The 14108-nt window shown below is 74.0% G+C and carries 8 protein-coding genes; 4 read left to right on the forward strand and 4 right to left on the reverse strand.

Going from position 1 to position 14108, the window contains the following annotated elements; translation table 11 throughout:
* Positions 1–725 precede the first annotated feature (725 nt).
* Together ABD223_RS34565 and ABD223_RS34570 are read left to right on the forward strand one after the other, a co-directional pair.
* Positions 726–1403 (forward strand): response regulator transcription factor, encoded by a 678-nt coding sequence (locus ABD223_RS34565; RefSeq protein WP_344040941.1) that lies wholly within the window; start codon positions 726–728, stop codon positions 1401–1403.
* Positions 1400–3073 (forward strand): sensor histidine kinase, encoded by a 1674-nt coding sequence (locus ABD223_RS34570; RefSeq protein WP_344040942.1) that lies wholly within the window; start codon positions 1400–1402, stop codon positions 3071–3073. The genes ABD223_RS34565 and ABD223_RS34570 overlap by 4 nt, the downstream gene beginning before the upstream one ends.
* Positions 3074–3212: 139 nt before the next feature.
* Here the strand turns inward: ABD223_RS34570 and ABD223_RS34575 are convergent, their stop codons facing one another.
* Both ABD223_RS34575 and ABD223_RS34580 read right to left on the reverse strand, forming a co-directional pair.
* Entirely contained in the window at positions 3213–4277 is a 1065-nt protein-coding gene (locus ABD223_RS34575; protein ID WP_344040943.1) for a potassium channel family protein, read from the reverse strand.
* The gene (locus ABD223_RS34580) at positions 4274–5686 is read right to left on the reverse strand and encodes a M20/M25/M40 family metallo-hydrolase (RefSeq protein ID WP_344040944.1); all 1413 of its coding nucleotides are present in this window, start codon (positions 5684–5686) and stop codon (positions 4274–4276) included. Before ABD223_RS34580 ends, ABD223_RS34575 begins: the two co-directional genes overlap by 4 nt.
* A gap of 58 nt (positions 5687–5744) precedes the next feature.
* On the opposite strand from ABD223_RS34580, the gene ABD223_RS34585 reads away from it, so the two are divergent.
* Positions 5745–6125: a DoxX family protein gene (locus tag ABD223_RS34585; RefSeq protein ID WP_344040945.1), complete on the forward strand. Its 381-nt coding sequence runs from the start codon at positions 5745–5747 to the stop codon at positions 6123–6125.
* A 79-nt stretch (positions 6126–6204) separates the two neighbouring features.
* Positions 6205–6741, forward strand: coding sequence for a hypothetical protein (locus tag ABD223_RS34590; protein WP_344040946.1), 537 nt, complete (start codon positions 6205–6207; stop codon positions 6739–6741).
* Between the two features lie 265 nt (positions 6742–7006).
* Here the strand turns inward: ABD223_RS34590 and ABD223_RS34595 are convergent, their stop codons facing one another.
* Both ABD223_RS34595 and ABD223_RS34600 read right to left on the reverse strand, forming a co-directional pair.
* Complete coding sequence (locus tag ABD223_RS34595) at positions 7007–10834, reverse strand: ATP-dependent helicase (RefSeq protein WP_344040947.1); 3828 nt, start codon at positions 10832–10834, stop codon at positions 7007–7009.
* Positions 10835–10921: 87 nt separating this feature from the next.
* On the reverse strand, positions 10922–14092 hold the full coding sequence (locus ABD223_RS34600; RefSeq protein WP_380646544.1) for an ATP-dependent helicase: 3171 nt from the start codon (positions 14090–14092) through the stop codon (positions 10922–10924).
* Positions 14093–14108: the final 16 nt, after the last annotated feature.

Genomic DNA, 14108 nt, shown 5'->3' on the forward strand with positions numbered 1-14108 from the left:
GTTGTCGTGGGGGCCGACGGGTGTTCCGGACCTCTTCAAGTCACCCGATAGTGATCTTGCCAATCGTCGAACACCCGTTCGAAAATCAACCCATGAACAAAACACCGGAAATCATCGAACAGGCGGGAACCCCTACAGGAGGTGGGCATCGACCCCGAGGAACACCTGCCGATCCCCCGGTCCTGAGCGGGCCACCGGGTCGAAGAGCCTCATCGCACGCCGGCCACGGTCGCGGGCGGTGGTGGCCTGATCGATCGCGGTCGTCGGGTGACGGGTCCCCGGCCCGAGCACAGTTGGCCCGAGCACAGTTGGCCCGAACACAGCCGGCCTGGGCACGGCCGGGCTTAGTGCAGCCGGCCTGAGGACAGCTGACCTGAGTGCGGCCGGCCCGAGTGCAGCGGGCCTGGGCACACCGGCTCTCGGAGCGGGTCCGGCGCGGGCTCGGAGGTGCCGGTTCACCGTGAGCCCTTGGTTCGCCAGGCCACGGCGGCGGTGAGCGGGTGGCCTGGCGGGCCTGCGACGGCCGTGGACGCGCGGTTCCGGCTGACCGTGGCCGTCCTTGGCCTACTACGAGCGCACAGTCCACCGAGCGCGAGTTCGCCGAGATTCGTCGGACTCTCCCATCGAACTCCGCGGAAGAAATGAATGGTCGTCGGATTCGACCCGTGGCGGTCCCGAGGTCGAAGCGACACGGAATCGCGGCCGGGGCGTCGCAGAATGAGGAGGTGTCGACTGCTGCCAGAGTGCTGGTGATCGAGGACGCGGAAGCGATCGGTGCGGCGGTGAGTTCCGCCCTCCGGGACGCGGGTTACCAAGTACAGGTCCGGCCGGACGGCCGGGACCTGGAAGGCGAGCTGAACCGGTTCCGCCCGGACCTGGTGGTGCTCGACGTGATGCTGCCCGGTCGGGACGGCTTCACGTTGCTGGAGGTGATCCGGCGGACCAGCGGGGCCGGGGTGGTGATGTTGACCGCCCGGGACGGCGTGTCCGATCGACTGCGAGGGTTGGACCGGGGCGCGGACGACTACGTGGTGAAGCCGTTCGTGCTGGCCGAACTGGTCGCGCGGGTCAGCGCGGTGCTGCGGCGGCTGGGGCGCACGCCGTCCACCGTGCAGATCGGCGACCTCGTGGTCGACGCGGACTCGGCGGTGGTGCTCCGAGGGAGCATGCCGGTCGAGCTGACCGCCACCGAGCTGCGGCTGCTGAGGTACCTGGCGGCGCAGCGCGGGCGAGTGGTGGGCAAGACCCAGATCCTCACGGCGGTGTGGGGTTACGAGGACTACGACCCCAACCTGGTGGAGGTGCACGTCAGTGCCCTGCGCCGGAAGCTGGAGGAGCACGGGCCGCGTCTGCTGCACACCGTGCGAGGACTGGGCTACGTGCTCAGGGCCGACGAGACGTGAGCCTGCGGACCGTCTCGCTGCGACGTCGGGTCACGCTGTACGCGATCGGCGTGCTCGGGGTGGTGCTGCTCGGGGTCGTGCTGCTGGTGGACGGGCTGTTCGAGGCCCAGTCCAGGCGGGACGTCGAGACCGCGTTGCTGGAGAAGGCGCGGGTGGCGCGGCAACTGGTCGAGCAGCACGTGCGCGGGGCGGACCTGGTCAACCGGCTGGAGGATCGGGGCGTGGAGGTCCGGCTGGTCATGCCGGGCGGGGCGGTGTTCGGGAAAGCGCCTTCGGAGGGGGTGGTCAACCACGTCGATCGGCAGCTGGCGGACGGGTCGACGATCACGCTCTACACCGAGTCGTCGGTGATCACCGCCGCGCAGGTGCGGCTGCGACGGTTGTTGTTGCTGGTCGGGTTCGGTGCGCTGGCGGTGACGGCGGCGGCGCTGGTGTGGGCGGTGGGGCGGGCGTTGGCGCCGTTGGACGCGATGACCACGCTGGCCCGCTCGATCGCCAAGGGCAAGCGCGGGTACCGGCTCAACCCTTCGTCGACGAACAACGAGCTCGGCCGGACGGCGGTCGCGTTCGACGACATGCTGGATTCGCTGGAGGGATCGGAGGAGAGGACCAAGAGGTTCGTGGCCGATGCGGCACACGAGCTGCGGACACCCATCGCGGGTGTGCAGGCGGTGGCCGAGGCGCTGATGCAGACCTCGGACGCCGAGGAGCGGGAGCGGTTGAACCTGCTGCTGGTGCGGGAGTCGCGGCGGGCCGGGCGACTCGTGGACGACCTGCTCGCGCTGGCCAGGATCGACGTCGGGCTCGAACTGCACCAGGAACACGTGGACCTGCTGGCGCTGGCCGAGGCCGAGGTGGGGCGGACGCGATTGCTCGCACCCGACTTCGACATCGAGGTCGAGGGCGTGTCGGCGGTCGTCTCCGTCGACCCGCAGCGGTTGGCGCAGGTGCTGGCGAACCTCGCCGACAACGCCCGGCAGGCCACCGGCCTCTCGGGACGGGTGAGGCTGTCCGTGTCGTCGGCGGGTGGCTTCGCGCTCCTCGTGGTGTCCGACAACGGGCCCGGGGTGCCACCCGGCGACCGGGAACGCATCTTCGACCGGCTGGTCCGGCTGGATGAAGCGCGTGACCGGCGGTCAGGTGGCTCGGGGCTCGGGCTGGCCATCGCACGTGGTGTGGCGCGAGCCCACGGAGGAGAGCTGACCTGCACGGATGCCGATCAGGTCAACGCTTTGATGCGGGACGACGTCGATGAGCCGACGCTGAGGATGGAAGGGGTGGTGGACGCGGCCAAGGGCACAACCGGCAACCGGATGGCCGGGCGTGGGATGACTGATGACGGGATGCCTGGCCAGGGGATGGCGGGTAGTGGGATGGCCGATGGCGGGATGGCCGGTGGCAGAGGACCGCGCAGTGCCGGCTCGGGCAGTGCCGGCTCGGGCAGTGCCGGCTCGGGCAGTGCCGGCTCGGGCAGTGCCGGCGACTTGGACGGTGCCGGCTCGGGCAGTGCCGGCGACTTGGACGGTGCCAGCTCCGGGAGTGCCGGCTCCGACAGGGCCGACGGCTTGGGCGGTGTCGATCCGGGTGCTTTGGGTGGCGTTGGCTCTGGGTCGGGGGCGTGGGTTGGGCGTGGGGCGGCGTTTGTGGTGCGGTTGCCGCTTGCGGAGTGACGGTGCTGGCGGGGGTGTGGTTGGTATGGCGGTGGCAGGTGTTTGGTGGATCTGGTTCCACCTGCCCCTTGCCGCTCCCCGACTCGCTCCCCCGACCCGCTCCCCCGGCTGGCTCTTCCCGACCTACTTCCTTCGGCACCTACTCCTTCGGCATGGTGACCTTCTTGACGTAGAGGAGGCGGTCGCCTGCTTCCACCGCGTCCGCTTCGGGTGCGTCGATCCGGTAGAGGGTGCCTTCGCGCACCACGCCCAGCACGATGTCCGGGAGGTGTCGGGGCGAGCCGCCGACTTCGGAGGGTTCGACGTCCCGCTCGGCGATCGCCAGGCCCGCGTCCGGGGTCAGCAGGTCCTCGACCATGTCGACCACCGACGGGGTCGCCGTCGCCATGCCCAGGAGGCGGCCCGCCGTCTCGCTGGAGACGACCACCGAGTCGGCTCCGGACTGGCGCAGGAGGTGTTCGTTCTCGCGTTCGCGCACCGAGGCGACCACCTGGGCCTTCGGCGCCAGCTCGCGGGCGGTGAGGGTGACCAGGACGGCGGTGTCGTCGCGGTTGGCGGCCACCACCACGGCCCTGGCCCTGGGCACGCCCGCCACTCGCAGCACGTCGTTGCTGGTGCCCGAGCCGTGGACGGTGACGAGGCCGATGGCCGACGCGGCGTCGAGGGCTTCCTGGGAGGTGTCCACGATGACGATCTGGCCGGGTTCCATGCCGTCGCCCATGAGGGCGCTCACCGCGGACCTGCCCTTCGTCCCGTAGCCGATGACCACTACGTGGTCTCGCACCTTGGTCCTCCACTTCTGGATGCGCAACGCCTGGCGCGAACGCTCGGTGAGCACTTCTAGGGTCGTGCCGACCAGCACGATCAGGAACAGCACCCGCAGGGGCGTGATCACCAGGACGTTGATCAGGCGGGCGTGGGAGCTGACGGGGGTGATGTCGCCGTAGCCGGTCGTGGACAGCGACACCGTCGCGTAGTACACGGCGTCCAGCAGGGACAGGCCGTCCTCGTTGACGTCCCGGTAGCCGTCCCGGCCGAGGTAGACGATCAGGACCGCCGCCGTGAGCGCGGTGGTGGCGCCGATGACCCGCTTGACGATCGCGCGGACCGGGCTCTGCGACGAGTCCGGCATCCTGATCACGCCGACGAGCGAGTGGCCCGGTCGTTCGGCCAGCGGCTCGCCGTGGTGGGAGCGGCGGATCATGACAACCTCTCCGGGAGTAGCCGCCACAGCCTGGCCGCGGCTTCGGCGCCGCGGAGCAGCTGGGGCACGACGACGCGCTCGTTCGGCGCGTGGATGCGATCATCCGGCAACGTCGCCCCCAGGTACACGACCGGCACGCCCAGCCAACCGTGCAGCAGCGCCGCCGGGCCTGAGCCACCCGTTCGACTGAATCTCACGGGCTGCTCGAACGCGGCCTCCACGGCGTCCCGCACCGCGCCGACCGCCGGGTGCGCCACGTCCACCGCGTAGGGCGGGGCGCCGTCGCCGGCCGGGATCACCTCGGAGCGCAGGCCGGGCGGGGTGTGGGCCCGCACGAACTCGCGCAGCGCGTCGGCGACCCGCTCGGGCCGCTGGTCGGGCACGAGCCGGAACGACAGCTTCACCGACGCCTCGGCGGGCACGATCGTCTTCAGGCCGGGGCCGGTGTAGCCGCCGTTGATGCCGTTGACCTCGGCGGTCGGCCGCACCCACACCCGCTCCAGGGTGGACCAGCCGGGTTCGCCGGACAGGGCCTGCGCGCCGCCCGCGTTGGCGAGCCACACGGCCTCGTCGAACGGCAGCGCGGCGTAGTCGGCGCGCTCGGTCTCGGTGGGCTCCACCACGTCGGCGTAGAAGTCGCGCAGCCGGACGCGCCCGGTGTCGTCGTGGAGGGCGGCGACGAGCTTGGCGATCGCGGTGGCCGGGTTGGGCACGCTGCCGCCCGCGCGGCCGGAGTGCACGTCGGACTCGCCGCCGGTGAACACGACCTCCGCGCCGTAGACGCCGCGCTGGCCGGTGCAGATCGTGGGCGCGTCCCGCGCGTACAGCGGGGTGTCGGTGAACACCACCAGGTCGCACGCGAGGTCGTCGCGGTGGTCGTCGAGCAGCCGGGTCAGGTGGGGCGAGCCGGACTCCTCCTCGCCCTCGACGAACAGCTTGAGCGTCACCGCGGGCCGGGTGGCGCCGGTCGCGGCGAGGTGGGCCCGGACGCCGAGCAGGTGCATCGCGACCTGCCCCTTGTCGTCGCTCGCGCCGCGCGCGAACAGCTCCTCGCCGACGACGGTCGGCTCGAACGGCGGGTGGCGCCACCGCTCGACCGGGTCGACCGGCTGCACGTCGTGGTGACCGTAGACCAGCACGGTCGGCGCCGCGGGGTCGGCGGCGGGCCAGCAGGCGTACACGGCGGGCAGCGCGGGCCCCGAGTCCCAGACCTGGACTTCGGGCCAGCCGTCGCGGCGCAGCGCGTCCGCGAGCCAGCGGGCGGAGGCGAGCACGTCGCCGTGGTGCGCCGGGTCGGCGCCGATGGACGGGATGGCCAGCCACTCGCGCAGCCCGGCCAGGAAGTCGGCGGCGGACGCGGCCACGGCCGCCCGCTCGGGATGTTCCGGTTTTTCGGGATCACCGCTCACGTTGCGGGAGGATAACCCCGGGAGCGCCGTTCGCGGGCCGACGTGACAGGGTGGGCTCATGGAACCCACTCGTTCCCGGTCGTGGTCGGGGCCGGCGCTGGCGGGGCTGCTCGGCGTGGCAGGCGTCACGCACTTCGCCAAGCCGCGCCCGTACGACTCGATCGTGCCGCGCTCGCTCCCGGGCAAGCCGCGGACCTGGACTTACGCCTCCGGTGTCGCGGAGGTGGCGCTGGCCGCGGTGGTCGCCGTGCCGCGCACGCGCCGGCTGGGCGGGAAGCTGGCGGCGGTGTTCTTCGCGGCCGTGTTCCCGGCGAACGTGAAGATGGCCCTCGACCACCGCACGAAATCGCCGAAGGCCAGGGCGATCGCGTACGGGCGGCTGCCGCTCCAGGTGCCGCTGGTCCTGTGGGCGTTGCGCGTGGGCCGCTCAGCTCCCTGATCACCCTCAGCGCCCGGGTCGCCACCCAGCGCGCCGATGGGTCTGTCATTGAAACCGCAACCAGTTCTAGGATGCCCGAGTGCAACCGCTCCTCCACCGTGCCGCGTCGGCGTTGGGTTGGCGCGGCATCGTCGTCCCCGACGTCGCCGTGTTGGGCCACCAGGTCTCGGCCGTCGTGCGGGTTCGCGCCGACGTGCACGAGTGGCGCAGCGCGAACGGCTGGCCACCGCAGGCGGACCCCTCCTGGTTCCGCTCGTGGTTCGAGCCCGCCGCGCACGACCAGCTGCCCGTGCCCGCGGTAGAGCTCGTGGGCGTCCTGGTGGGTGAGTCGACGGTGGACCGCGCGTTGCAGTCGTGCGGGACGCTGATGACGCTCGCGCCGTGCTCGGTGGTGCTGCCCGCGCCGCAGGGCGGCCAGTCGTGGCCGCTGATCGAGCTGGACTACTACGGCATCGGGGTCGTCTCGGTGGACCCGTCGGGCGCGGCCGAGCTGGTGGTGCCGCCGGAGGACAGGTCGACCGAGTTCGGGCCGTCGCTGTTCGGGCGGTGGCTGCTGGAGGTGCTGTACGAGCGGGTGCTCAAGGAGGTGCCCGCGGACGCGCGGGTGCTCGGCTGAGCCGGTCGGTGAGGTGGATCGGTCGGTGAGGTGGCCCGACCGGCGGGACGGACTGGTCGACGAGGTCCAGAGGCGGACCGATCGGCGAGGTTAGGGGACGGACCGGTCGGCGAGGCGGACTGGTCGACAGGGCGGACCGGTCGGCGAGGTTCAGGGGTGGCCTGATCGGCGGATCCGGGAACGGCCCGATCGGTGAGGCCGGCAGCAGCCTGGTCGGTGAGGCCGGGACCGCTTCGACCTGCCGGCCCCGGACCGGATTGGCCGGCTAGTTCGGCACCGAGCGGATCAGGTTGCGGAGGCCTTCGGCGTCCAGCAGGTCGGTTGGGCGCAGGGTGTGGTCGTGGCGGACGTAGTGGAACGCCGCGCGCACCTTCTCCACGGGTGTGCCGGTGAGCGCCGCCCACGCGAGTCGGTAGGCCGCCAGCTGCACGGACAGCGCCGGCAGGCGCTCTTCCTCGGGCACCGAGCCGGTCTTCCAGTCGACCACGGTCCAGCCGCCGTCCTCGTCGGCGAAGACCGCGTCCATCCGGCCGCGCACCGACATGCCCTCGATCTCGGCCTCGAACGGCACCTCCACGTCGTAGGGGGTGCGTCGGGCCCAGGTGCTGGACAGGAACGCCTCCTGGAGGCGTCCGAAGTCGGTGTCGGGCGCGGCGCCCTCGTCGGCGGCCCCGGGCAGTTCGTCCAGCTCGAACAGGCGGCTCGCGCCGAACCGCTGCTCCAGCCACGTGTGGAACGCGGTGCCGCGGCGGGTCACGGGGTTCGGCGGGAACGGCAGCGGGCGGCGCAGGCGGCGGGCCAGCTGGTCCGGGTCGGCGGCCAGCTCCACCAGCTGGCTGACCGTGAGGTGGTCGGGCAGCAGCACGCGTTCCCGGCGGTCGGCCGCCGCGGCGCGTTCGGCCAGGAGGACGTCGACGTCGCGGGACCAGCCCTCGGGGTCGTCCTCAGGGAGACCGTCCTCCGGGAGGCCGTCCTCCGGGGCGTCCGGCTCCAGGCCGTTCGGCTCCGGGGCGTGGGAGGGCAGGTCGAAGGGCGAATCGGAGAGCAGGTCGGCCGGCTGGTCCGCGGGGCTGGTCCGCCCGTCCACCAGGCCCGGGGGCGGCTCGAAATCGGGTAGGGACGCGAAGTCCGGCGGCGGCGCGTGGTCGAACGGCGGCGCGAGGTCCGGGGGCGGCTCGAAGTCGAGCGGTTCGGGGGGCAGGTCGTCGTACGGCGAGGGCTCGCCGGGCAGCGGCGTCTCGCCCGGAGCAGCACCGACCGAAGCAGCCCCACCTGAAGCAGCCCCACCTGAAGCAGCACCGCCCGAAGCCACGCCATCCGGAACGACGCCGCCCAGAGCAGCACTACCCGAAACAGCACCCCCCGGAGCGATGCCACCCCGAGCGGTACCACCCCGGGCGGGCTCCTCCAGGTCGGACTCCTCCAGGTCGGGCTCGTCGAGCGGGGCGGGTTCCTCCGGTGGCACGACGTCGTCGGTGTGGCCGGACACGGCGACCACCGGGGTCTCCGGCACGGCGACGGGCTCGGGCTCCTCCAGCAGGCGTTCCAGGGCCGCCAGCACCAGCTCCGCCCCCTCCACCACCGCCGCGCGGCGCTTGCCCAGGGGGTCGGCCGGCCACTGGGCCGTCTTCGTCTGCGACGCCAGCGGGTTGGGTTCGTCCTCCGCCGGCGGCGGCGCCCAGGCGGCGATGTCCGCCGGCGGGTGCTCCGCCGCCAGCACCGCCGCGCGGATCTCGGTCAGGAACGTCGAGGGGCCCTTCGGCTTGTCCCCCGTCTCGCCCCACCAGTAACCCGACACCAGCAGGCTGTGCTCGGCCCTGGTCAGCGCCACGTACAGCAGCCGGCGCTCCTCCACGAGCCTCCGGTTGTCGAAGTCGTCCTCGTGCTTGACGAGGGCTTCCTCGACCTCCTTGCGGTCGTAGTGGGGCGCCAGCCGCAGCGTGGGCAGGTCCTCGGCGTCACCGCGCAGGTCCGCGGGCAGCTCCGGCACCGTGCGCAGCCACGACGACGACTTCTTGCGCCCCGGGAACACGTCCTTCACCACGTGCGGGACGGCCACGATGTGCCACTCCAGCCCCTTCGCCGAGTGCATGGTCAGCACCTGCACCCGGTTCTCGGCCACCTCCACCTCGCCCGGTTCCAGGCCGTCCTCCGCCTGCTCGGCGGTGTGCAGGTAGTCGACCAGCGAGGGCAGCGTCGCGGACGGGCTGGCGGCGGCGAAGTCGTTGATCACGTCGGCGAACGCGTCCAGGTGCGCCCGGCCGACGCCGCCGGGGCGGGACAGGGCCTCGATGTCCAGCAGCAGCGTGCGCTCCACGTCCGCGACCAGCTCCGGCAGCGGCTGGTCCAGGCGCCTGCGCAGCGCGGACAGCTCGGCGCCGAGCCTGCGGATGCGGCGGTAGCCCTCGGCCGAGTACGCGGTCGGGTCGCCCGGGTCGTCCAGGGCGTCGGCCAGGCCCGCCTGCTCGGCGTGCTCGCCGGGCAGGGCGTCGGCCAGCACGGACAGCGGGTCGTCCACGACGGCCTGCCGCGTCGGCGCGCCCGCCAGTTCGCGCGCCCGCGCCCACAGCGCCGCCAGGTCGCGCGCCGCGACGCGCCACCGGGACCCGGTGAGCAGGCGGGCGGCCGCGGTGCCCGCCAGGGGGTCCACGAGCACGCGCAGGGCGCTGACCAGGTCGCGCACCTCCGGTTCGTCCAGCAGGCCGCCCAGGCCGACGACCTCCACCGGCAGGCCGCGCTCCCGCAGCGCCGCCGCGATGGCGGTCATGTCGGAGCGCCGCCGCACCAGCACGGCCGCGGTCGGCGGCTCGTCGCTGGTGTCCAGGTGGGCCTCCCACTGCGCGGCCACGGTGTCGGCCAGCCAGTCCAGCTCACGGCGGATGTCGCCGAACAGGGCCACGCGCACGTCGCCGGGCCCGGCCCCGTCGCGGGCGCGCAGCTCCTCCACGTCCAGGCCCATCGCGCGCAGCGGCGCGGCCACCGCGTTGGCCAGGGCCAGCACCTCGGGCGGGTTGCGGAAGCTGGTGAGCAGCCCGTACTTGCGGGCGGGCGGGAAGTCGTGCACGAACCTGGGCAGGTTGGCCGCCGACGCGCCGCGCCAGCCGTAGATGGCCTGCGCCGGGTCGCCCACCGCGGTGACCGGCATGGGCCCGTGCCGGCCGAACAGGGACCGCAGCAGCACGCGCTGGGCGTGGCCGGTGTCCTGGTACTCGTCGAGCAGGACCGCGCCGTACCGCTCGCGCTCGCCCTGCGCCACCTCGGGGTGCTCCAGGGCGAGCCGGGCGGCCAGGGACATCTGGTCGGCGAAGTCCATCGCCGCTTCGCGCCGCTTGCGCGCCTGGTAGGCCTCCAGCAGCGGCAGCAGGTTCGCGCGCAGCCGCTGCGCGTCGACCACGGCCTGCAACGACTGCGGCAGCGCCTCGCCCTGCCGCTTGGTCCTCGGCGCGGACTCGATCGCCCGGCACAGCAGCTCGGCGTGCCGGCGCAGCTGCTCGGGCTCCACGAGGTGCTCGCCCAGCTCGCCCGCCAGCGACAGCAGGTAGTTGGTCACGGTCGCCGGGACCTTGTCGGTCTCGATGTCCTCCGCCCACGTCGACACCACGCGGTGCGCGAGCTGCCACGCCGCGGTCTCGGTGAGCAGCCGCACGCCCGGTTCGACGGGCAGCCGCAGGCCGTGCTCGCCGACGAGCCGGCCCGCGTAGGCGTGGTAGGTGAGGACGACGGGTTCGGTGGTCAGCACGGCGGCCCGGCGTTCGCCGCTCGGGTCGAGCCGGTCCAGCAGCGGTGAGCCCGCCAGCCGCCGCAGCCGGGTCCGGACGCGCTCGGACAGCTGGCGGGCGGCCTTGCGGGTGAAGGTCAGGCCCAGGACGCGGTCGGGCGTGACGAAGCCGTTGGCGACCAGGTAGACGACGCGGGCGGCCATGGTCTCGGTCTTGCCCGCGCCCGCGCCGGCCACGACCAGGGCGGGCGCGCCCGGCGCGGCGACCACGGCGGCCTGCTCCGGCGTCGGCTTCGGCAGCCCGAGCGCTTCGGCGACCTCGAACGGGCCGGCGAGCGCCTCCGGCTCACCCGCTCGCTCGACCCCACCCGGCACGACCACAAGGGGGCATTCTTCGACATCACGCCCCGCTACCTACGGCGACCCGCAGGGCGACAAACTATTGCCTGATCAGGGCGGCCCTCATTGGCTAACCTGCCGCCCGGAGGAGTGGATCGGGCACGAGGTGCGGGCCGGGCAGCGGTCGCAGTCGCCGTTCTCCGCCGCCCGGTAGCCGGGGCCGACGCTCGACCCGGCCGCCACCTGCACGGCCTCCAGCCACACCCGCACGCCCTGCTCGTCCAGCGGCGACTGCTCCAGCTCGGCCGCGCCGGTCTTCTTGTTCTCCTTGGCCACGTAGAGCAGCCGCGCGCCGCCCGGGTCGGTGCCCAGGCCGAGGTGGGTGAACCCGCCGAGCGCGGTCGCCAGCTGGTACACCGCGAGCTGCGGGTGCTCCTGGGCCTCCTTCTTCGTCACCGGGTTCCGGCCGGTCTTCACGTCGATCACGACCGGCCGCCCCTCGCGGTCGGTCTCCAGCCGGTCGACGCGGCCGCGCACCCGCAGCCACGGGCCGCCCTCCTTGCGGGGCACCTCGACGGAGATCTCCTCCTCCACCGAGACCTGGGTGAGCTGGGAGCGGCTGGACGCGAGCCAGTCGAGGAACGTGTCGAGCATCCGCTCCACGCGCATCCGCTCGCGCCGGGAGAACCAGGGCGCGCCCGCGTCCACCGCCGCCCACGCCTCGTCCAGCTTGGCGCGCAGCTCCTTCTCGTCCGCGCCGGCCGCGGCGGCCTGCGCCAGGGCGTGCACGAGGGTGCCGGTGACGGACGCCAGCTCGGCCGGGTCCTGGCCGCCGTGCCGCTCCACCACCCACCGCAGGGGGCACTTGGTCAGCACCTCCACCGTCGACGGCGACACGCTGACCGTGTGCTCCTCCGTCCACAGCGGATCGTTCGTGGTCACGTCCGCCAAGCCGTACCAGGAGTCCGGGTGCGCGCCCGGCACGCCCGCCGCGGCCAGCCGCGCCAGCTGGGCCGACGCGCGCCGCCTGCGCCCGTCGGGCTCGTCGTCGTCGCACACCACGCGCCGCAGCTCGCCGACCAGCTCGGCCAGCACCAGGCCGCGCTGCGGGGTGAACACCGCCCGCTCGGGCGCGTCGGTGGACAGCTCCTCGATCTCGTCGAGGAACCGTGACGGCTGGAGGTCCTCCCCTCGCACCGCGCTGACCAGCAGCGACTTCCGGGCGCGGCTCGCGGCGACGAGCAGCAGCCGCCGTTCCTCGGCCAGGATCGGCGCGATCGAGGACAGCACCGCCGCCGTGTCCGCGTCGCCCTCGACCACGTCGAGCATCCGCTCCACGCCCAGCAGCGACCCGCGCAGCCGCAGGTCCGGCCAACTCCCCTCCTGCACGCCCGGCACCGCCACGACCGTCCACTCGCGACCGGTGGCGGCGTGCGCGGTGAGCACCGACACCGCCTCGCCGACGGGCGCGGCCGGCGCCAGGGTGTCACCCACGATCTGCTGCATCTCCAGGTAGTCGGCGAACCCGTCGGCGCTGGAGCCGGGCAGCCGGTCCACGTACCTGGCGGCGGACTCGAACAGGCCGACGACCGCGTCCAGGTCCCGGTCGGCCTGCGTGCCGCCGACGCCGCCGCGCGCGGACTGAGCCACCCACCGCTGCTCCAGCCCGGTGGAGCGCCACAGCTCCCACAGCACCTGCTCGACGGTCAGCCCGTTCGCGATGCCCTCGCGCGCCCGGCGCAGCAGGCCGGCGATCCGCCGCGCGGGCTGCGCCTCGGCGTCCTCCAGCGCGGCCAGCCGGTCGTCGTCCTCGACCACCTCGACCAGCAGCTCGCCGCTGGCCCGGTCGCCGCCCGCGGCCAGCTCCAGCCGCCGCAGGCCGCGCCGCAGCCTGCGCAGCGCCAGCGGGTCCGCGCCGCCCAGGGGCGAGGACAGCAGCATCGCCGCGGTGTCCTCGTCCAGCGACCCGGGCACGGCCGCGCAGCGCAGCAGCGCCAGGAACGGCCGCACCGCGGGCTGCTGCGCCAACGGCAGCTCGTCGTGCGGCACGGCCACCGGCACGCCCGCCGCCAGCAGGGCGCGCTGGAGCACCGGCAGCACCCGCGTCGCGGACCGCGCCACCACCGCCATCCCCGACCACGGCACGCCGTCCACCAGGTGCGCGCGGCGCAGCTGGTCGGCCACCCAGCTCGCCTCCTGCGCGGCGGAGGCGAACAGCCGCACCTGCACGTGCCCCTCGCCGTCGACCGGGTCGACCTCGCGGGCGGGCGAGGCGCCCGGCAGCCGGGACGCGAGCCTGCCCACCGCGGCGCGGACCTCCGGGGTCATCCGGTGACCCCGCCGCAGCACCACCACCGGGCCGCCCGCCCGGCCGAGCAGGGTCGGGTCCGCGCCGCGGAAGGAGAACACCGCCTGGTCCGGGTCGCCGGCCAGGACGAACTCGTGCGCGGTGTCGCCCAGCACGCGCAGGAACGCCAGCTGGAGCGGGTCGAGGTGCTGCGCGTCGTCCACCAGCAGGTGCCGCACGCGCCGCCGCTCGGCCTCCAGGATCGCGGGCTCGGTGTCGAACGCGAGCAGCGCGCTGCCGACCAGCTCGGCCGCGTCGTACGACGGCGCGTGCCCCTGCCCGCTGCTGGCCAGCAGGTTCACCTGTTCGTACTGGGTGCCGAACAGGCCGGCGGCGACCCACTCCTCGCGGGCGTGCTCGCGGCCCAGGTCGGTCAGGTCCTCGGGGGCGAGGCCGCGCTCGGTGGCGCGCAGCAGCAGGTCGCGCAGCTCCTGGGCGAAACCGGGCAGGGTCAGGGCGGGCCGCAGCCGGGCGGGCCACTTCGGCGCGCCCGCGCCCACGTCGCCCGCCAGCAGCTCGCGCAGCACCGCGTCGTGCTCGGGGGCCGACAGCAGCCGGGGCGCGGGCTCGCCGTTGAGCACCGCCTGCGCCCGCAGCACGGCGAACGCGTACGAGTGCACGGTCCGCACCAGCGGCTCCTGGGTGGTGGGCAGCGCGCCGTCGCCCGCGGGCTCGGCCAGCAGGCGGGTGACGTGGGCGCGCATCGCCTCGGCCGCCCGCCGGTCGGCCACCAGCACCAGCACCTGCTCGGGGTTCGCGCCGCCGCGCCGCACCCGGTCCGCGACCACCTCGGCCAGCAGCGTCGTCTTGCCCGTGCCCGGACCGCCGAGGACCCGCAGCGGACCGCCGGGGTGCGCGAACACCTCCCGCGCGGGCGCGTCCCAGTCGCGGCGGGGCTCCTCCCGCCGCTCCGGCCGCACCAGCAACGGCGCCCTGTTGACCACCACGGCAGGAGATGCAACC

The sequence above is a fragment of the Saccharothrix xinjiangensis genome, assembly GCF_039527585.1.
In the GTDB taxonomy this organism is placed as follows: domain Bacteria; phylum Actinomycetota; class Actinomycetes; order Mycobacteriales; family Pseudonocardiaceae; genus Actinosynnema; species Actinosynnema xinjiangensis.

Coding starts and splice junctions, on each gene's coding strand:
- ABD223_RS34575 (WP_344040943.1), bottom strand. CDS start 4,277: ATGATCCGCCGCTCCCACCACGGCGAGCCGCTGGCCGAACGACCGGGC.
- ABD223_RS34585 (WP_344040945.1), top strand. CDS start 5,745: ATGGAACCCACTCGTTCCCGGTCGTGGTCGGGGCCGGCGCTGGCGGGG.